We start from the raw sequence: 19079 nt of genomic DNA on the forward strand, positions 1-19079 counted from the left end.
CGATGATGACCGTTCTGGAAAAACCGTCCGTCACGAAGGCATCGCACGCGGAAGGGGGCGCCCGGCGCCCGGTCCGGCGTGTCCTCATCTACAGCCACGACACCTTCGGGCTCGGCCACCTGCGCCGCTCCCGGGCCATTGCGCATGCGCTGGTCGCGGGCGCCTCCGACCTGCAGGTCCTCATCGTGTCCGGCTCGTCGGTGGTCGACAGCTTCGCCTTCCGGCCCGGAGTCCGCTACGTGCGGGTGCCGGGCGTCACCAAGCGCACGGATGGCGGCTACGCAAGCCTCGACCCCGCGGTTCCCCTCGACCGGACGGTGGCGGAGCGCACCGCGATCATCAGCCGGATGGCCGAGGCCTTCGACCCGGATCTCGCGATCATCGACAAGGAACCGACCGGATTCCACGGCGAGATGCTGCCGACGCTGCGCACCCTCGCGGCCCGCGGCTGCCGCCTGATCCTCGGGCTGCGCGACATCCTGGACGACGCGGCGCTCCTCGTGCCCGAATGGCAGCGCAAGGGCGGCTCCGAGGCGGTTCGGGCCTTCTACGACGAGATCTGGGTCTACGGCGTGGCCCGCATCCACGAGCCGGTGGCGGCCCTCGCCCTCGGCCCCGAGATCGAGGCGCGCCTGCATTACACCGGCTATCTGCGCCGCGAGGCGACGCGCTCCGCTCCGGTGCGGCACGATGCGCCCGCCATGCCCTTCCTGCTCGTCACGCCCGGCGGCGGCGGCGACGGCGGCGGGCTGATCGATTGGGTGATCGCCGCCTACGAGGCGGATCCGGGCATCGACCTGCCGGCCCTCATCGCCTTCGGGCCCTTCCTCGAACCGCGGGCGCGCCGCGCCTTCGAGGCGCGGATCGCGCGCACGGACAAACTGTCCGCCATCACCTTCGACAGCGAGATCGAGGTTCTGATGCGCGAGGCGGCGGGCATCGTCGCCATGGGAGGGTACAACACCTTCTGCGAGATCCTCTCCTTCGATCTGCCGAGCCTCCTCGTCCCCCGCACGGAGCCGCGCCGCGAGCAGCTGATCCGGGCGCGCGCCGCCGAGGCGCTCGGGCTCGCCCAGGTGCTCCTCGAACAGGACGGGCGCGATCCCCTGCGGATGGCCGCCGCCCTGCGGGCCCTGCCGCGGCAGGCGCCCCCCTCGCGGGTCGTGGTGCCGGGCCTCCTCGACGGGCTCGACGTGATCCGCGAGCGGGTGCTCGGGGAGGCGGCGCCCGTCGCGGCCCTGCGCCGGCTGGGGTGCCGCGCATGACGGGAACCGCCCGGCCAGGCGGGGCGGCGCGCATCGCCATCCTGGTCAAGGGGTATCCGCGCCTGTCCGAGACCTTCATCGCGCAGGAGATCCTGGCCCTCGAGCGCCGCGGCCTGCCCCTGGACATCTGGGCCCTGCGGCGCCCGACGGACACGCTGCGTCACCCGATGCATGATGCGATCCGGGCGCCCGTCGCCTACCTGCCCGAATATCTCCGCGAGGCGCCCTGGCGCGGCCTCAGGGCCCTGGCCTGGAGCCTGCGCCGCCCGGGATTGGCCCGGCTCCTCGCGGTGTTCTGGCGCGACCTGCGCCGCGACCCGACGCCCAATCGCGGCCGGCGCCTCGGGCAGGCCCTGATCCTCGCCCGGGAACTGCCCGACGCGGTCGCGCATCTGCACGTGCATTTCCTGCACACGCCGGCCAGCGTCGCGCGCTACGCCGCCCTCCTGACCGGCCGAAGCTGGAGTTTCTCCGCCCACGCCAAGGACATCTGGACGACCCCGGCCTGGGAGCTGTCCGAGAAGATGGCCAGCGCCTCCTGGGGGGTCACCTGCACGCGGGACGGCCTCGCGCGGCTGACCGAATGCGGCGCCGGCAGGGTGAGCCTCGCCTATCACGGGCTCGATCTCGGCCGATTTCCAGCCCCCGCCGCACGCCCGCCGCGCGACGGCAGGCAGGCGGCCGATCCGCTGAGGATCCTGTCGGTCGGGCGCCTCGTGGCCAAGAAGGGCTTCGACGATTTCATCGACGCCCTCGCGTGCCTGCCCCGAAGCCTGCACTGGCGCGCCTCGCTGATCGGGGGCGGAGACTTGCGCGAGGCCCTCGCGGCGCGGGTGCGCGAGGCCGGGTTGTCCGAGCGCGTGACGTTCCTCGGCGCGCGGGCGCAGCCCGACGTGATCGCGGCGATGCGCGAGGCCGATTTGTTCGTCCTGCCGACGAAGCCCGCCGCCACCGGGGACCGGGACGGCTTGCCGAACGTGCTGATGGAGGCGGCGAGCCAGGGACTGCCCATCGTGGCCACGGATTTCGCCGGGACGCCCGAGCTGATCCGGAACGGCACGCACGGCCTCCTGGTCCCGCCGGGCGACGTGCCGGCGCTTGCCGACGCGATGGCGCGCCTGGCCGGCGACCCGGAGGCGCGCCGACGCCTCGCCGACGCGGCCTACCGCCGCCTGGCCGGCGAGTTCACGGTCGAGCGCGGCATCGCCCTGATGGCGGCCCGCTTCGGCCAGGCTGTCGGCCAAGATCCGGGGGAGGCCCCGGGAATCCCCGCTCAGGCGCCGGAGGCCGCATGCGCCTGCGGGTCCTGATCGCGGTGACGCATCTTCTCGGGGCCGGGCACCTCACGCGCGCGGCGGCCCTCGCCCGAGCCCTCGCCCGAGCCGGCCACGGGGTGACCTTGGTCTCCGGCGGCCTCCCGGTCCCCCTCGTCCGGCTCGACGGCGTCCAGACGGTTCAGCTTCCGCCCGTGCAGGTGCGCGGCACCGCCTTCGGCACGCTCCTGGGCGCCGACGGGCAGCCCGTCGGCAGCGAGACCCTGGCGCAACGGCAGACCGGGCTGCTCGACGCCCTGGCGGAATGCGCGCCCGATCTCGTGATCACCGAGCTGTTCCCCTTCGGACGCCGCGGCCTCGCGCCGGAATTCCTGGCTCTGATCGAGGCCGCGCGGGCGCGTCGTCCGCGCCCCCTCGTGGTCGCCTCGATCCGCGACGTCCTCGTCGCCCCGGATCAACCGCGCAAGGTCCAGGCGACGCACGGGCGGATCGCGGAATTCTACGACGCCGTCCTGGTCCACGGCGATGCCGGCCTCGTGCCCCTCGACGCCTCCTGGCCCGTCGACGCCGCCTTGCGGGCGCGGCTGCACTACACCGGCTATATCGACGAGGGCGCGATTGTGGCGACCGCGAGCGCGCCGCGGGCGGGCATCGTGGTCTCGGGCGGATCGAGCGCGGCCGGGCTCGGGCTCTACCGCGCCGCCGCCGAGGCCGCCCGCCTGAGGCCTGAATGGGGCTGGCGCATCCTGGTGGGCCAACGACTGCCGGAGGCGGATTTCGCCGCGCTCAGCCAGGGCCTGCCCCCCGGCACCGTCGCGCGGGCCCGGCCGGACTTCCGGGCGCTCCTCGCCGGAGCCGCTGTGTCCGTCAGCCAGGCGGGTTACAACACTGCAACCGACCTTCTGGCAACGGGCACCCGGGCCGTCCTCGTCCCCTTCGAGGCCGGCCGCGAGACCGAGCAGCGCGCCCGGGCCGAATGCCTCGCCGCGCGCGGCCTCGCCCGGGTGCTGCCGGAGGCCGACCTCAGTGCACGGACCCTCATCGAGGCCGTCTCGGCCGAGCGCGCCGCGCCGCCCGCCGGCGATCACGGGATCGATCTCGACGGGGCGGCCCGCTCGGTCGCCATCCTGGAATCCCTTGCCGCCGACGCCGTGCGCGTTCGTCGAAACCTCGGGCCGCGCCCCCCAAGCGATCCCCTGTTGGCGGCCCTCGATGCCGCGGCCGAGAGTGGCCGCACGATTCCGCTGTGGTGGCGCGACGACGACGCCGTCGCCCAAAACCCAGGCCTCGACACCCTGCTCGCCCTCTCCGAGCAACACGGGCTCCCGATCCTGATCGCGGCGATCCCGGCGCTCAGCGAGGCATCCCTCGCCGAGCGGATCGCCCGTTCGCCGGACCATGGCCTCGGTGTGCACGGCCTCAGCCACGCGAACCACGCTCCGCCGGGCGTCAAGCCGGCCGAGTTCGGGGCCCATCGCCCGCACGCGGCCCTGGTCGCGGACGCCGCCGAGGCCCTGCGCCTCGCGCGCGATCGGTTCGGGCCGAGCCTTCTGCCGGTCTTCGTGCCGCCCTGGAACCGCTTCGCGCCGGATCTGGAAGACGATCTGGCGCGGCTCGGCTACGTTGGCGTCTCGGCCGCCGATGGCGCGGCGACAGCGGAGCGCGCGCGGGTGGACATCCATCTCGATCCTGTCGACTGGCGCGGGAGCCGCAGCCTGCGCGATCCGGACCAACTCCGCGCCCGCCTCGCCCGCCGGATCACGGAGCATCCCGGCGAGCCGATCGGCCTCCTGACGCATCACCGGGTCCACGACGCGGCGATCTGGGCCTTCCTCGGCGACCTCCTCACGCGCCTCGTGCGCCATCCGGCGATTCGGGCTCTGGGGCCCCGGGACCTGTTCGGGCCGGGCGGCTGGCAAGGGCGGCGGGCCGCGCGGCAGACCGAGCGGCAGACCGAGCGGCCGGTCGCGGGTGCGTGCGCATGACGTCGCTCCTGTCGATCCGCGACCTGACCATCGATTTCCGCACCGACCGCCAGAGCTTCCGCGCCCTCGACGGCCTCTCCCTCGACGTCGCGCCGGGCCGCACCCTCGCCCTCGTGGGCGAATCTGGCTCGGGCAAGTCGGTGACCGCGCAGGCGATCCTGCGCATCCTGCCGAGATCGGCCGCGATCACCGCCGGGCGCATCCTGTTCACGGAACCGGGCGGGTCGGGCGCGCCCACCGACATCACCGCCCTGCCGGCCGACGGTCCGGGGATGCGCGCCCTGCGCGGCGGCCGCATCGCGATGATCTTTCAGGAACCGATGACCTGCCTGTCGCCGCTGCACACGATCGGCGATCAGGTCGGCGAGGCCCTGCGCGTGCATACCGGGGCGAGCCGCGCCGAGGCGGATGCGCAGACCCGCGACGCCCTGGAGCGCGTCGGCTTTCCCGATCCGCAGCGGGCGCTGCACACCTACCCGTTCGAGCTGTCCGGCGGCCTGCGCCAGCGCGCGATGATCGCCATGGCGCTGATCATGCGGCCCGCGCTCCTGGTGGCGGACGAGCCGACCACCGCCCTCGACGTCACGACGCAGGCGCAGATCCTGGCGCTGCTCGGCCGGCTCCAGGCCGAGACCGGGATGTCGATCCTGCTCATCACCCACGATCTCGGGGTCGTCGCCAACATGGCCCACGACGTCGCCGTGCTCTACCGGGGACGGCTCGTGGAGGCCGGCACGCGCGAGGACGTGCTGCGCCGCCCCGGCCACCCCTACCTGCGGGCCCTGATCAAGGCGGTGCCGCGCTTCGACATGGCGCCCGGCGAGCGCCTGACGCCGATCACGCCCGCGCGGGTGACGATCCCGCCGCGGGCGCCCCCTACGCCGCGGGCCGGCCCGATCCTGTCAGTCGAGGGCGTCAGCAAGGTCTTCGCCCTCCGCTCATCCAGGGCCGCCGGCCAGGCCGGCCTGATCCGGGCGGTCTCGGACGTCTCCCTCGCGGTGGAGGCGGGCCGGACCCTCGGGCTCGTGGGCGAATCCGGCTCGGGCAAGACCACCCTGTCGAAGATCGTGATGCGAGCGATCGCGCCGAGCGCCGGCCGGGTGATGTTCGATGCCGGCACGGGGCCGCGCGACGTGCAGGCGCTCGCGGGTGCCGACCTCTTCGCCTACCGGCGCGCGGTGCAGTTCGTCTTCCAGGATCCCTATTCCTCCCTCGACCCGCGGATGACGGTCGGCGAGATCGTGGCCGAGCCGATGAAGATCCACGGCGTCCCGAAGCGGGAGCGGCAGCAGCGGGCGCGCGACCTGATGGCGATGGTGGGCCTCGAGGCCGGCGGCCTCTCGCGCTACCCGCATGCCTTCTCGGGCGGGCAGCGCCAGCGCATCGGCATCGCGCGCGCATTGGCCCTCGAGCCGCGCATGCTGCTCCTCGACGAGCCGGTCTCGGCCCTCGACGTCTCGGTCCAGGCGCAGATCCTGAACCTGCTCAAGGATCTCCAGGCGGCGCTCGGGCTCACCTACCTGATCGTCTCCCACAACCTCGCGGTGATCGACTACATGGCCGACACGATCTCGGTGATGTGCCGGGGGCGGATCGTGGAGGCCGCCCCGAAGGCCACCCTGTTCCGCAACCCCGCGCATCCCTACACCCGGGCGCTGCTGGCCGCCGTGCCCGATCCGAGCCTAGACCACCCCCTCGACTTCGCGGCCGTCTCCGGCGAGCATTCCGATCCGGCGGCCTGGCCCCAGCCCTTCCGCCTCGCCGCCGCGGAGGCCGGCGCGATGCGCGAGATCGAGGCGGGCCATCAGGTCCGGATGGGCGAGGCGGAGGCGTTGCGAGCGGCGTGATGGCGGGTCCCCCTCCCCTCTTGCTCGAGCGCCTGCGCCGGCGGGTGCTCTCGCCCTTCTTCGACCGGCTCGGCTACGACCTCGTTCCGGCCAGTCCCGACTGGTCGCACCGCCCCCTGTCGCGGCGCGAGGTCGACACGCTGATCGACGGGGCGGCGCTCAGCCTGGAGCACGACCTCGCGGCGGCCGGCATCGCGGCGCCCGGCGCGGTCGCGGCGCCCGGCGCGGTCGCGGATCTCGTGCGCGACTTCTGGGCGCTGATCCCGACGGCGCCCGTGCGCCAGCGGCGGGGCGGCAGCGGCTTCAACGGCGCCCTGCAGCTCTACGTGATGATGCGGGCGCTGCGGCCGCTGGCCATCATCGAATCCGGCGTGTTCCGCGGCCTCACCACCTGGGTGATGCGCCAGGCCTGCCCGGAGGCGGAGATCCGCTGCTTTGACCCCGACCTGTCGGGCCTGCAATACCGGGACAAGGCCGCCCGCTACAGCAGCCGCGACTGGTCCGAGGCCGACCTGTCCGACCTCGATCCGGCCAGCACCGTCGGCTTCTTCGACGACCACGTGGCGCAGGGGCGCCGCGTCGTCGAGGCGCGGGCCCGCGGCATCGGCCGCCTGCTGTTCGACGACGACGCGGCGGGCCACCGCATCCATGCCCATGGGGGCCCGGCGCACCCCACCATCGCGATGATCGAGGCCGCCCGGGGGGCCGCGCCGGACGCCTCCGGCCACGAGCCGATCCGCTGGCTGCGCAACGGCCGGGCCTTCGAGCAGCCCGTGGACGACCTGCTGCTGCGCGAGGCCGGGGCCTGCATCGCCCGGACCCACGCCTTCGACGACCTGCACCGCGCCACCGGCTACTCGCCCGCGCGCCTCACCTACGTCGCCCTCGACTTGGATGAAGCCGGGCGGCGCCCGGATGAGGCCGGACGCCGCGAGGAGGCCGGGCCGCGATGACGGACCTCTCCCGCCGGGCGCTTCTCGCCGGACTCTCCGCCGCCCTCGGGCCGCTCCCGCCCCTCGGCCCGGCACGCGCCGCGGAGGAGTCGGAGGCCCCGACGGCCGATCGCCTGCCGCGCCCGCCCCTGGTGGTGGACCTCGCGGGGCGCGACCGGCGGCCAGGCATGCCGGGTGGCACGGTAAGGATGCTGATCACGCGCGCCCGGGACGTGCGCTACCTCTCGGTCTGCGCCTATACCCGCCTCGTCGGCTACGACGCGACGCTGGCGCTGCAGCCGGACCTGCTGGAACGGGTCGAGAGTGAGGGCGGCCGCCTCAGCTTCCACCTGCGCGAGGGGCATCGCTGGTCGGACGGGCAACCCTTCACGACGGAGGATTTCCGCTATTATTGGGAGGACGTCGCCAACAACAAGGAATTGAGCCCGGGCGGACCGCCGGATTTCTTCCTGGTCGACGGAAAGCCCCCGACGGTGGAGATCCCCGACGCGCGCACGATCCGCTACATCTGGGACCGGCCGAACCCGCGCTTCCTGCCGAGCCTCGCCGCCCCGCGCGACCCGCTGATCTTCCGCCCGGCCCATATCCTGAAGGCGGTCCACCCCCGCTATGCCGGCCGCGAGGCCGCGGCGGCGCTGGCGAAGGCCCAGAGCCTGCGGGGCTGGACCGCGCTCCACAACCGGCTCGACGACATGTTCGAGATGCAGAACCCCGACACGCCGACCCTGCAGGCGTGGCGCCCGCGCACCCGCGCGCCCGCCGCCCGCTTCGTCTTCGAGCGCAACCCCTATTATCACCGGGTCGACCCGGAGGGCCGCCAGCTTCCCTATATCGACCGAATCGTCATGGACGTCGCCTCGCAGGGGCTGCTCGTCGCCAAGACGAATGCGGGCGAGGCGGACCTGATGTTCCGCGGCCTGTCCATGGCCGATATCCCGAACCTGAAGGAAGGCGAGCGGGCCCACGACTACAAGACCCATCTCTGGCCCGTCGCCCGCGGCTCGGAACTCGCCCTCTACCCGAACCTCACCACCGCCGATCCGGGCTGGCGCGCCCTCAACCGCGAGCCGCGCTTCCGCCGGGCCCTCTCGCACGCCATCGACCGGCACACCCTGAACAACACCCTGCTGTTCGGCCTCGGCAGCGAGGGCAACGACACGATCGTGCCCGAGAGCCCCCTATTCGTGCCGGAATTCCGCACGCTCAACGCGGGTTATGACCCGGCCGAGGCCAACCGCCTCCTCGACGCCCTCGGGCTCGCGCGGCGGGACGGGTCCGGCACCCGCCTGATGGCGGATGGGCGCCCCTTGGAGATCGTTGTCGAGAGCGACGGCGAGGCCTCGATGGTCCTCGACGGGCTGCTGCTGATCACCGAGTTCTGGCGCGAGGTCGGCATCAAGCTCCTGGTCAAGCCGCAGGAGCGCACGAACCTGCGGCGCCGCTCGGTCGCCGGGATGACCGTGATGGTGGCCGCCCAGGGGCTCGACCTCGCGGTGCCGACCGCCATCATGCCGCCGACCGAGCTGAGCCCGGCCCAGCCCGACCATTATTCCTGGCCGCGCTGGAGCATCAACGTGGAGAGCCGCGGCGCCAGCGGCGAGCCCTGCGACGTGCCGGCGGTGCAGCAGCTCCTGGCGCTGAACGCGCAATGGGCCGCCACCGGCGACCCGGAGGTGCAGGCCCGGATCTGGCGGGAGATGCTGATGAACCATGCCGAGAACCAGTGGGTGATCGGCACGGTGGCGGGGGCGCTCCAGCCGGTCGTCGCCGGCAACGCGCTGGCCAACGTGCCGCGCCGGGCCCTCTACAGCTGGGACCCCACCGCCCTCATCGGCGTGCAGCGCCCCGACGAGTTCTTCTGGGACCGGGCCGCCAAGCGCACGGCCTCCGCGCGATGATCGGCCTCGTCGCCCGGCGCCTCGTGACGATGGCGGCGAGCCTGCTGGTGATCTCCGCCCTCGTCTTCCTGGTGATCAAGCTGCCGCCCGGCGACTTCCTGACGAACCGCATCTCGGAGCTTCGGTCCATGGGCGAGGCGGCGTCGGTCGCCAAGGCGGAACTCCTGATCCGGCAATACGGGCTCGACCGGCCCGTCATCGAGCAATACCTGATCTGGGTCGGGCTGATGCCGGGGCCGGCCGGCTTCTCGGGGCTGCTCCAGGGCGATTGGGGCTGGAGCTTCGAGTATGACCGGCCGGTGGCGGAGGTCGTCGGCGACGCCCTCTGGCTCACCCTCGTGGTCAATCTCGCGGCCCTGGTCTTCGTGCACGTCGTGGCGATCCCGATCGCCCTCTACTCGGCGACCCATCGCGGCACCTTCGGCGACGCCCTCGTGACCCTCCTGGGCTATGTCGGCCTCGCGGTGCCGGGCTTCCTCCTCGCCCTGATCCTGCTGTTCTACGCCAATCGCTGGTTCGGCCTCTCCATCGGCGGGCTCTACGACGCCGATTTCGCGGGCCAGCCCTGGACCCTCGACAAGGTCCACTCCCTCCTCGGCCACCTCGTGGTGCCCACCCTGGTGATCGGCCTCGGGGGAACGGCCGCGATGATCCGGCGGATGCGCGCGAACCTCCTCGACGAGCTCGCCAAGCCCTACACGGTGACGGCCCGCGCCAAGGGGCTGCCGCCCACGCGGGCGCTCCTGAAATACCCGTTCCGGATGTCCCTGAACCCGTTCTTCGCCGATATCGGCAACCTCCTGCCGCATCTCGTCTCCGGCTCGGTGCTGGTCTCCCTTGTCCTCAGCCTGCCGACGGTCGGCCCGCTGCTCCTCGAAGCGCTGAAGACGCAGGACCAGTTCATGGCGGGCTTCATCCTGATGTTCGTCGCCGTGCTGACGATCGTGGGCCTGCTCATCTCGGATCTGATGCTGGCGTGGCTCGACCCGCGCATCCGCATGGGCGCCCGCTGATGCAGGAGACGCCGAAGCAGGAGACGCCGGTCCAGGACGCACGGCCGCGCCACTTCGTGGACACCGCCCCATTCGATCCGACGGCGGGGGCGGCCCACGGTCACGACGCGGCCGCCGACACGGCCTCCGCCTGGCGGCTGATCGGGCGCAAGTTCCTGCGCCACCGCCTCGCCGTCGCCTCCGCGATCGTCCTGGCGCTCCTCTACGCGACGATCCCGGCGGTGGAGTTCCTGGCACCCTACGAGCAGAACAAGCGCCACGGCGACGCGCTCTACGCGCCGCCCCAGGGACTCCACCTGTTCCACGAGGGGCGCTTCCTCGGCCCCTTCGTGTATCCCTACCGGGCCCATTTCGACATCGAGAGCTTCCAGCGCAGCTACATCCTCGACAAGAGCCGTCCCGAGCCGCTCCGCTTCCTCTGTCGCGGCGAGCCCTACCGGTATTTCGGCCTGATCCCGGGGGACCTGCACCTGATCTGCCCGCCCGAGGGCGGCACCCTGTTCCTCCTCGGCACCGACAAGCTCGGGCGCGACCTCCTCTCCCGGATCATCTACGGCGCCCGCATCTCCCTGGTGATCGGGCTCGCGGGCGTGGCGATCTCCTTCGTGCTCGGGCTCTTCTTCGGGGGCATCGCGGGCTATTTCGGCGGCCTGACCGACGCCGCCGTGCAGCGGCTGATCGAGATCGTGCGCTCGGTGCCCGAATTGCCGCTCTGGCTGGCGCTCTCCGCGGCACTCCCGCCGAACTGGAGCCCGCTCGCGATCTTCTTCGGCATCACCCTGATCCTGGGGCTCCTCGACTGGCCGGGTCTCGCGCGGGCGGTCCGCTCGAAGCTGCTCGCCCTGCGCGAGGAGGATTTCGTCGCCGCCGCCGAGCTGATGGGCGCCTCGCCCCGGCACGTGATCCTGCGCCACCTGATCCCGAACTTCATGAGCCACCTCATCGCCTCGGCGACCCTGGCGATCCCGACGATGATCCTCGGCGAGACGGCCCTGTCCTTCCTGGGCCTCGGCCTGCGCCCGCCCGTGACGAGCTGGGGCGTGCTCCTGAACGAGGCGCAGAACCTTGCGGCCGTGCAGCTCTATCCCTGGCTGCTGCTGCCGACCGTGCCGGTGCTCGTGACGGTGCTGGCCTACAACTTCCTCGGCGACGGCCTCCGGGATGCGGCCGATCCCTATCACTGATCCGGCCCGCGCGGCGGCTATGCCGCCGCTCCCGCCGGGAACAGGTTCCGTGCCGGCGGAGGATGCGCGCGGCCGTCCTGCGCGAAAGCCCGGACAGGTTGTATACCTGCGCGCGGTAGCGAACCTAGGTCGCAAAAACATCGCGGGACACCTCAAAATCGCCCGAAGGCCTGCTACTGCTTGAGCTTGACCATTCGAGGAGGCGGCCATGTCCTTCGACATTGTCTTCACGCAGGCGGCGCGCGTCGCCGCGACCGTCACGGGCGACCTGCCCTCCCTGGAGGAGCGCACGCGCCGGGAGATCGCCGACCTGCCGGGTGACGGGCTCTCGGCCCTGGAGGAGCGGCTGTTCCACGCCTTCGCGACGGAGGCCGGGCAGGAATGCATCTGCACGCTGCTCGCCGGCCAAGTGGTGCAGGTCGATGTCTGCGGGGTGTCGGCCGCCTGAGCCCGGAGCAGGTCGCCTCAGGGCGCCGCGAGATCGGCGAACCGCGCCTTCAGCAGCGGAACCGCGAAATCCACGAAGGCCCGCACCTTCGGCACCGAGAGACGGCCCTCGGGCATGACGAGGTGGACGGGCCGCGGCGGCAGCTCGGCCTCCGCCAGCACGATCCGCAGGCGACCGGCCCGGACATGCTCGGCCACCTGATAGGAGAGCACCATCGTGGGGCCATGGCCCGCGACCGCCGAGTCCACGGCCGCCTCGACCGCATTGACCACGAGCCGTGGCGTGAAGGCGACGTGCCGCGGCTGGCTCGAACCCGGGACCGGGGCGAAGCTCCAGGAATCCTGCCCGAAGGTCGTCGTCGCGATGCAGCGGTGGTTCGCCAGATCGGCCGGCTCGGCGAGGGCTGGATGATGCGCGAGATAGGCCGGCGCCGCGCAGACGACCCGCCGCACCGCGCCGACCCGCACGGCCACGAGGCTCGAATCCGGCAGATGCGCGATCCGCAGCGCGAGGTCGACGCCCTCCTCCACGAGGTTCACGGGCCGGTCGAGCAGCAGCAGCTTGGCACGGACCTCGGATTGCGCGTCCAGGAAGGCGTCGAGGATCGGACGCAGGATCCAGGTGCCGCTGACGAGGGGCGCCGTCAGGGTCAGGGTTCCGCGCGGGGCGGCCCGCTCGCCGGCCGCCAAAAGGTCGGCCTCCTCCAGGTCGACGAGGACCCGGCGGCAGGCGGCCGCGTAACGCTCGCCCGCCTCGCTCAGCCGGATCGAGCGGGTCGTCCGGTGCAGAAGCTCCGTCCCGACATGAGATTCCAGGAAGGCGAGCGCCCGGCTCACCGCCGCAGGCGAGTGTCCCAGGCGCCGCCCCGCCCCCGCGAGGCTGCCCGCATCGATGGCGGTGACGAACACGCGCATCGCCTCGATCCGGTCCATGATCGTTCCGCTGAGCGAGAGGGTAACGCGCCATCTGCGCAAATTCCGCCGCTCCCCGCAACAGCGATTGTGCCGGTGCGCGAGGCCGAGCCCCGCCTCACCCGGGCGCCGCAGGATGGCGCACGCTATCGATCACCTGCCGGACGCGGACGCGGTAAGCTTCCTCGCCCCGCGACGCGCTCAGCGATTGATCCCGCCCGGGCCGCCCGCGGTTCCGCCCGTGCCCGGTATGGCGCCGGTGCCGGGAGGACCGCCGGCGCCGGTGCCGACTCCCGGGCCGCCGGTGCCGAGCGCGGTGCCGGCCCCTCCGACCGTGCCCGTCCGACCGTCCAGCGCTGAGCTTGGACCAGCCTCCCGCATCGGTGCGCCGTTGCTCTTCGGGCGGCCTGGGGTATTCAGGGTGTCCTGCGCGCCGCCGCCGACCGTCGAGGGTCCGGTGGTCTGCGCCGCGGCGATGCCGGGAAGCGAGAGGGCGAGGGTGGCCGCGAGAGCGAGCGTCGTGCGCATGATGGGTCTCCGGATCGGGATCGGCAGGGCCCAACGGGACCGCAGGACAATGGTTCACCCCGCCCTGCGCCCCGGTCTCGGGTGAGCCGGCCTCGCACGAACCCGCCCCGGTGAGCGCCCGCATCCTGGATCGCGACCGCTTCGCGAAATGCCGGGCCCTGATGGAGCGCGGCGCGACGGCCGGCGAGCGCGCTGCGGGCCGGGCCGCGGCCACGCGCGTCGCGGCCGCGGCCGGCCTCTCGCTCACCGAGGCCCTGGCCGTCCTCGACGCGCAGGCCGCACCGCGTCCCGAGGCGCGCCCGCCGCGGCCCCCGCGCCCATCGGGACAGCGCTACGCCTGGGCGCAGCCCAAGGCCCCGCCCGAGCCCATCACGGTCGAGGAGATCCTGAGGCAGAAGGAGGCCGAGCTGCAGCGCAGGAAGCGGGCGGCCGCGCGCGAGGCGCAGCGCCGGCGGGCAGCCCATGCCGCGCAGGAGCGGGAGCTGGAGAGCGTACGGCAGGCGCAGGCCGCCCGGGATCGGGACTGGGCCGCGCGCCGGGCGCAGCAGGAGGACGCGCCCGCCCCAGATGCGGGGGGCGAAACACCCTGATGCTCAAGCCCCGACCCTCGCACCGGGGCCCGTGTGGGGCCGGGCGCGGGCTTCCGAGAGGCCCGTCCGGATTCCGGGGTTCCTCCCGCTGACGGAAAGATGCTTCCTGCCGTCACCCGCGGATGTGGAGGATCGAAGTAAGATCTCGTAAACATCTGACAGAGCAGTTTTGCCTCACATTGGGAGTGAGGAAACACCGTCATGGACACTCTAGTCAAAGAGGACGCGCGATCCGCGCTCGTCGATGCCGAGGTGATCCTCCGGGATTGGCCTCGATCTTACGGATGCAAGGCTGCGCTTCTTGGCAAGACCAGGGCTCTGATCGCGACCAATCTTGCCCGCGACCTGCCTGACTGTTTCAGCTTGGCGATCGCACCGGATTTCAACCCGAGGCCCTGCACCGTGACCTGGCGCGGGCGCGACATCCTGAAGGTGATGATCTTCGAATGAGGACCGCCCCATCCTCCTCCTAGGAACGCGATCGCATCGCTCCCTCGCCTGCCGCGTCGCCCTTCGCGTCGGGCACCCGGCAGGTTGGACGCTCGGGCTGAAGGATCTTGAGCGCGCGAGGTCATGGGGCGGCCGTCCTGGAAGGGGCAGCCGGGGGCGCGCCGGGACAGGATCGGTCGAGGGCGCCGGCGGCGTGCCCTCAGGCGGAGAGTTGAGGCTGCGCGGCTGTCGCGCCGCCGCGCGCGCGCAGGGCGTCGGGGAGCCGGCGCGTCCGGCGCACGCGCGCCGATGCCCGCATGAATGTCGAGTAGTTCTCGGCATCGTCCAGGCTGAGCCCGCTGACCACGGGCTCATGGCCCTGGATCACCGAGTGCGTCCCGTCGCAAGCGAGCTTCACGCTGATCTTCGACATGCCGCCTCCTCGCTGAGGATCGTCTGCCGCGGCGTTCGGGTCTGGGCAGGCGCCTCAGCCCTTCAACCGATGACCGGATGATTGGTTCAGTCGCGGCGCGCCGTCTCAGAGGCAGAACAGGACGCCTGCCCGGCGCCCTTCGCGCCAGACGACCTTCGCGGTGAAGCGCGCGTCGTTGGCGAGGACGAGGTCGAATTTCGGCGGAAGCGTCACGACCTCGGTTCCGAGGAACTCCAGCAGGGCCCCCGTGTCGGAGACGTTGCGGATGCAGCAGGGGAAGCGGGCGCCGCCCTGGCCGAGCGCGAACGCCATCAGGGCCGTCGGGACGCGCTCGCTCTCGCGCGGTTCGAGGATCGCGATACGGGGTCGGACGAGGGACGGCATGGGGTCGCTCCCGGCAAGCGGATGGTCAGCACCTCCCCAGGAGCAGACTGACAGCGCGGGATTGATCGCAGATTAAGGATTACCGTGAATCAATCGATGACGGCCGCCCCGGCCCTCAATCCCGGGCGGGCCGCGCCTGCAGGATGGCGGCCCGCACGAAGGGGCGCTTGAGCTGCGTGCCGACCTCGCGGCGGTTCACGAAATCGTCGGCACCCGGATGGCGCCGCACCGCCTTGCCGAGATTGAGGCGGTAGCCCTCCTTGAACACGAAGGGCGGCGCCATCGGGTCGGCCAGGAAGGCGTCGACGGCGGCGTCCACCTCGGCGTCGGAGATCAGGTTGAGGCCGCAGAGGGCGGCGGTCGTCAATGTCTCGGTCATCCCGTCAGATAGAGGGGGCGCGGGACGGCCGGCAAGGTCGCGGTGGTTCGAAGCCCGCCCACCGCGGATCTTCCCGCGGTGGCGCGAGGCGGTTCCTGGGCCCGGACCCGGACCCGCGACGGGCGCGGCAGACCGGCACCGGACGGGCTGGCCCCCGACGGAGTCGGGGGCCTCGTGGTCAGAGGATGAAGTCGGCGGTCGCGAAGCTGTGCGCGCCGAGGGCCTTGATCGTGAAATCGGCGGAGCCGTCGCCGTTGACGTCACCGGCCAGGTAGGTGTTGCCGCCCGAATGATACGCCTTCAGCTCGCCGGCCGCTCCGTGGAAACCCTGCTCGCCGATGAAGCTGAAGCCCTGGTTGCCCGCCGCGCGGCTATTCGCGTCGATATGCGACAGGTCGATCTTGTCCAGGCCGTGCGCGAAATCCGTGATGGTGTCGCCATTGGCCTCTGAGCGCGTGTCGAACACGAAGCTGTCGCCGCCGGCGCCGCCCGTCAGCATGTCCTTGCCGCCGTGGCCGTTCAGGATGTCGTTGCCGGCGCCGCCCTTGAGGGTGTTGCCGCCGCTGTTGCCGATCAGGGTCAGGCCGGCGGGGGCGGGGGTCGGCGCGGTTGGAGCGGGCGTCGTCGGGGCGGGGCTCGGCGCTGTTGTGACCGGCGCGGGCGCCGGCGTCACCGGAGCCAGGGTCGCGGTCCCGACATCGTTGGCTTCCGCGCGCTCGGTGGCGTTCGGCGTGCCGAAATCCTCGGTGACGAACGTCACCGTGCGGCCGTCGATGGTGCCCTCCCGCAGGCCGATCCCGATCTCGTCGAACGAGCCGTTGACGATGTTGGCGTAGTGGCCGGGCGAATTCATCAGGTTGGTGTGCAATTGCTGGACGGTCGCCTCGGAGAGCGGACCGCTCACGTAGGCGATGTTCTCGCCGTAGCCCTGCCAGCCATAACCCGCGTCCGTGATGCGCGCGCCGGGGCTGGAGCCTCCGATTCCCGTGTGGGAGAACGTGTCGGTCTGATCCATCCAGGCGCTGTGCGAATCGGCAGCATTCAGAAGCTCACCGTCGAATCCGAGCGCCTTGGCGCCAACGTTGGCGCGCGACGCGTTGATGAGCTGCAGGAAGTAGGCTTCGAGACTGGTGGGTGTTGTAGCCATTCGTACGGTGTTTCCTTGAAAATGTTCTTAGGTCTGCATTCCTTCTGGCGATTTATAGTTCGGTAATTCTTGGAATGCACGGCCACGCTTGGGGGCGCAATATGGTAACAATGTGATTGCCGCCCGCGTGAGGGGCTCTTCCGAGGGGCCGAACCGCAGGGCCGCCCATGCGTCAGGCCCCCGCGAGGGATCTCACGCGGATCTCGGGCGTCGACTGCCCGCCGGTCATTCCCATGGCGGAGGGACGGGGCAACGGGTTCGGGCCTGATCGACCAAGCCGCCGCGGCGCGCGCTGACCGGGCACGACGCCCGGCTCGGACCCGCGCCGCGGCTCCGGGCGGGCGCCGTCAGGAATCCCGCTGCTTCAGGACCCAGATGATCATCGCGGCCGGAAACACGCAGCCGATGAGGACGATCAGGAAAAACGTGACCATGAAACCCGTGCCCCTTCCGGCTCGCGCGTCCGCGCCCCGAGCCTCTGTCCACCAATCGGCCGGGTTCCTCAATCCCGGGGCGGGCAGGCCGCCTCGGGCGCTCGGGCCTCGGGGACGGGACGCGGCCCCCGGCGCGTGACCGCGAGATCGACCAGTAGGGCGAGCAGGACCGCGAGGCTGCCGAGTTCGAACAGGCCCGCATGGGTGCCGGCGGTGTGGGCGAACAGGTAGGAGAAGCCGTAGGCCGACGCCGCCTGGAACAGGGCGAAGCTCGTCGTCGCGCGGCTCCAGGCTTGGCGTTGGGCATCCGGGTCGTGCGGCAGCAACTCGTGCAGGCGCCCGATCATCAGGGGCACGATGCCGGGCGTGAAGGCGCCGACCACGAGGCTCGACAGCGCCATCGCGGCCGGGCTGTCGTCGAAGGCCGGGATCGCCACGGCCCCGGCCTGGAGCAGGAACGCGAGGCGCAGGGCCGGGCCGAATCCGACCCGGTCGGCGAGGTTGCCGGCCAGGAGCGGTCCCGCCATGGCGCCGAGGCCGTACAGAACCCAGTCGCGGGCGCCCGCATCGACGCCGCGCCCGAGGCCCCGCGCCACGAAATCGACGAGGAAGACCATGTGGGGCACGAGCGCCACGGCGTTGAGGCCGTAGGCGAGGCTCAGCCCCCGCACGACGCGGGAATGGGGCGCCGCAGGCTCGGCTCCGGGCCGCGGCGGCGCCCGCCGCGCCTCGGGCGGCCGATGGGCCGGCCAGTTCGGCCACGCCGCCAGCGTCAGCAGGCCGGAGAGCACGCCGAGGGCCGCCCAGGTCTTCACGAGGCCGACGCGCAGGAGCACGGGAACGAGGGTGCCGGAGGCCGCGATGCCGAGCCCGACCCCGGTGAAGATCAGGCCGCCGACCAGGCCGCGCCGGCTTGCGGGGGCGTGGGGCAGGATCGTGGCGGCGGCGAGCACCATGATCAGGCCGCCGCTCGCCCCCGCCGCGAAGCGCCACGCGAAGAACCAGGGCAGCGAGAGCGGCACCGTGCAGGCGAAGCAGGCGAGCGTCGCGGTCAGCATGGCGCCGCGCAGGATCCAGGGCGGCGCGAGGCGCGCGCTCGCCGGGCGTGCCGCGAGCGCCCCCGCCAGATAGCCCGCGAGGTTGGCCGCGCCGAGATAGACGACGTCGGAGGCCGAGAACCATCGCGCCTCGATCAGGGCGGGGATCAGGGGCGTGTAGGCGAAGCGGCCGAGGCCGATCCCCACCAGGGCGGCGCAGAGCCCCGCCATGGTGATCCGCGCCGTGCCGAGCGGACGTGCCGGTTCGCCGCCTCCCGTTCCCAGATCCCCGTCAGCCATGCGCCTTCCTTCGTGAGGAGCGCGTAGCATAGCCGTGCCCTCCGGGGCGATCACAAGCGGCGGAACAGCTTAGGGCCCGGTACGGGCCGAGGGCCTTCGCGCATCGGGGATGGCCCGACATCGGCCCCGGTCAGGCTGCGGCATCGGCGTTCCGCAGGCCGGCCGGAACCTCGGCTTCGGCCTGCCGTTCGATTAGGGACGAAATTCCATCGAGGAACGCACCATGCGCACAATGACGATCCGCGCGTCCCTGGCCGCCGGCCTGTTGCTCGGCCTCTCGGGCGCAGCCCTGGCGCAACATGGCGGCGGCGGCGGAGGCGGCGGGGATGCCGGGAGCGGCCTGTCCCCCTACGCGGCGCTCAGCGGCAACGATCGTTCGGCGGGGGTCAATAACGGCAATTACCGCGATCCGCGCCTCGACCCCTATGTTCAGGCCTATCCGCGCTACGCCCGGCCCGTGGACGACACCTATCGTCCGGTGCGGCGGCGCTACTACGGCAATCCCTACTGATCGCGGCCGCAGGCCAGCCGGCATCGCCGGAAAGCGGCGGGACCGCGAGGCCCCGCCGCCGATGTTCAGCCTTTGAGGCGTTCGACGAGGGTGGATCCGAGGCGGGCGGGCGAGGGAGAGACGCGGATG

At 72.3% G+C, this 19079-nt stretch carries 19 protein-coding genes; 12 read left to right on the plus strand and 7 right to left on the minus strand.

What is annotated here, in order from left to right; translation table 11 throughout:
• Positions 1–2: 2 nt before the first annotated feature.
• The 9 genes from F6X53_RS23045 (at position 3) to F6X53_RS23085 (ending at position 11867) form a co-directional block, all read left to right on the plus strand.
• On the plus strand, positions 3–1265 hold the full coding sequence (locus F6X53_RS23045; RefSeq protein ID WP_238295947.1) for a glycosyltransferase family protein: 1263 nt from the start codon (positions 3–5) through the stop codon (positions 1263–1265).
• Positions 1262–2575 carry a glycosyltransferase gene (locus F6X53_RS23050; protein WP_151002698.1) on the plus strand — a complete coding sequence of 438 codons (1314 nt, stop codon included), beginning with the start codon at positions 1262–1264 and terminating at the stop codon, positions 2573–2575. The genes F6X53_RS23045 and F6X53_RS23050 overlap by 4 nt, the downstream gene beginning before the upstream one ends.
• The gene (locus F6X53_RS23055) at positions 2557–4524 is read left to right on the plus strand and encodes a glycosyltransferase (RefSeq protein WP_191970951.1); all 1968 of its coding nucleotides are present in this window, start codon (positions 2557–2559) and stop codon (positions 4522–4524) included. The genes F6X53_RS23050 and F6X53_RS23055 overlap by 19 nt, the downstream gene beginning before the upstream one ends.
• On the plus strand, positions 4521–6371 hold the full coding sequence (locus F6X53_RS23060; protein WP_151002699.1) for an ABC transporter ATP-binding protein: 1851 nt from the start codon (positions 4521–4523) through the stop codon (positions 6369–6371). The genes F6X53_RS23055 and F6X53_RS23060 overlap by 4 nt, the downstream gene beginning before the upstream one ends.
• Positions 6371–7324, plus strand: coding sequence for a hypothetical protein (locus tag F6X53_RS23065; RefSeq protein ID WP_244965611.1), 954 nt, complete (start codon positions 6371–6373; stop codon positions 7322–7324). Before F6X53_RS23060 ends, F6X53_RS23065 begins: the two co-directional genes overlap by 1 nt.
• Positions 7321–9222, plus strand: a complete 1902-nt coding sequence (locus F6X53_RS23070) for an ABC transporter substrate-binding protein (protein WP_151002700.1) — start codon at positions 7321–7323, stop codon at positions 9220–9222. Before F6X53_RS23065 ends, F6X53_RS23070 begins: the two co-directional genes overlap by 4 nt.
• Positions 9219–10235, plus strand: a complete 1017-nt coding sequence (locus F6X53_RS23075; protein ID WP_151002701.1) for an ABC transporter permease — start codon at positions 9219–9221, stop codon at positions 10233–10235. Before F6X53_RS23070 ends, F6X53_RS23075 begins: the two co-directional genes overlap by 4 nt.
• Complete coding sequence (locus tag F6X53_RS23080; protein WP_151002702.1) at positions 10235–11419, plus strand: ABC transporter permease; 1185 nt, start codon at positions 10235–10237, stop codon at positions 11417–11419. Before F6X53_RS23075 ends, F6X53_RS23080 begins: the two co-directional genes overlap by 1 nt.
• A gap of 208 nt (positions 11420–11627) precedes the next feature.
• Positions 11628–11867: a hypothetical protein gene (locus tag F6X53_RS23085; protein WP_151002703.1), complete on the plus strand. Its 240-nt coding sequence runs from the start codon at positions 11628–11630 to the stop codon at positions 11865–11867.
• Between the two features lie 17 nt (positions 11868–11884).
• Here F6X53_RS23085 and F6X53_RS23090 read toward each other — a convergent pair whose 3' ends face one another.
• Both F6X53_RS23090 and F6X53_RS23095 read right to left on the minus strand, forming a co-directional pair.
• Positions 11885–12799 (minus strand): LysR family transcriptional regulator, encoded by a 915-nt coding sequence (locus F6X53_RS23090; protein WP_151002704.1) that lies wholly within the window; start codon positions 12797–12799, stop codon positions 11885–11887.
• 180 nt (positions 12800–12979) lie between these two features.
• Positions 12980–13306 carry a hypothetical protein gene (locus F6X53_RS23095; RefSeq protein WP_151002705.1) on the minus strand — a complete coding sequence of 109 codons (327 nt, stop codon included), beginning with the start codon at positions 13304–13306 and terminating at the stop codon, positions 12980–12982.
• Positions 13307–13416: 110 nt separating this feature from the next.
• Between F6X53_RS23095 and F6X53_RS23100 the strand changes: the two genes are divergently transcribed.
• Positions 13417–13896 (plus strand): hypothetical protein, encoded by a 480-nt coding sequence (locus F6X53_RS23100; protein ID WP_151002706.1) that lies wholly within the window; start codon positions 13417–13419, stop codon positions 13894–13896.
• A gap of 201 nt (positions 13897–14097) precedes the next feature.
• Complete coding sequence (locus F6X53_RS23105; protein ID WP_151002707.1) at positions 14098–14346, plus strand: hypothetical protein; 249 nt, start codon at positions 14098–14100, stop codon at positions 14344–14346.
• Positions 14347–14545: 199 nt separating this feature from the next.
• Here the strand turns inward: F6X53_RS23105 and F6X53_RS23110 are convergent, their stop codons facing one another.
• The 5 genes from F6X53_RS23110 to F6X53_RS23130 all read right to left on the minus strand — a co-directional run bounded on the left by F6X53_RS23110 (position 14546) and on the right by F6X53_RS23130 (position 18439).
• Positions 14546–14758 (minus strand): hypothetical protein, encoded by a 213-nt coding sequence (locus F6X53_RS23110; protein ID WP_151002708.1) that lies wholly within the window; start codon positions 14756–14758, stop codon positions 14546–14548.
• 105 nt (positions 14759–14863) lie between these two features.
• Positions 14864–15142, minus strand: coding sequence for a PilZ domain-containing protein (locus F6X53_RS23115; RefSeq protein ID WP_151002709.1), 279 nt, complete (start codon positions 15140–15142; stop codon positions 14864–14866).
• A gap of 115 nt (positions 15143–15257) precedes the next feature.
• On the minus strand, positions 15258–15521 hold the full coding sequence (locus F6X53_RS23120; protein WP_151002710.1) for a hypothetical protein: 264 nt from the start codon (positions 15519–15521) through the stop codon (positions 15258–15260).
• Between the two features lie 178 nt (positions 15522–15699).
• The gene (locus F6X53_RS23125) at positions 15700–16668 is read right to left on the minus strand and encodes a M10 family metallopeptidase C-terminal domain-containing protein (protein WP_151002711.1); all 969 of its coding nucleotides are present in this window, start codon (positions 16666–16668) and stop codon (positions 15700–15702) included.
• Positions 16669–17170: 502 nt separating this feature from the next.
• A complete protein-coding gene (locus tag F6X53_RS23130) occupies positions 17171–18439 on the minus strand; it encodes a YbfB/YjiJ family MFS transporter (RefSeq protein ID WP_191970952.1) in 1269 nt (422 codons plus the stop codon).
• A gap of 223 nt (positions 18440–18662) precedes the next feature.
• Between F6X53_RS23130 and F6X53_RS23135 the strand changes: the two genes are divergently transcribed.
• Complete coding sequence (locus F6X53_RS23135) at positions 18663–18950, plus strand: hypothetical protein (protein ID WP_151002713.1); 288 nt, start codon at positions 18663–18665, stop codon at positions 18948–18950.
• Positions 18951–19079 lie beyond the last annotated feature (129 nt).

Origin of the sequence: Methylobacterium soli, from assembly GCF_008806385.1 — a bacterium.
GTDB lineage: Bacteria > Pseudomonadota > Alphaproteobacteria > Rhizobiales > Beijerinckiaceae > Methylobacterium > Methylobacterium soli.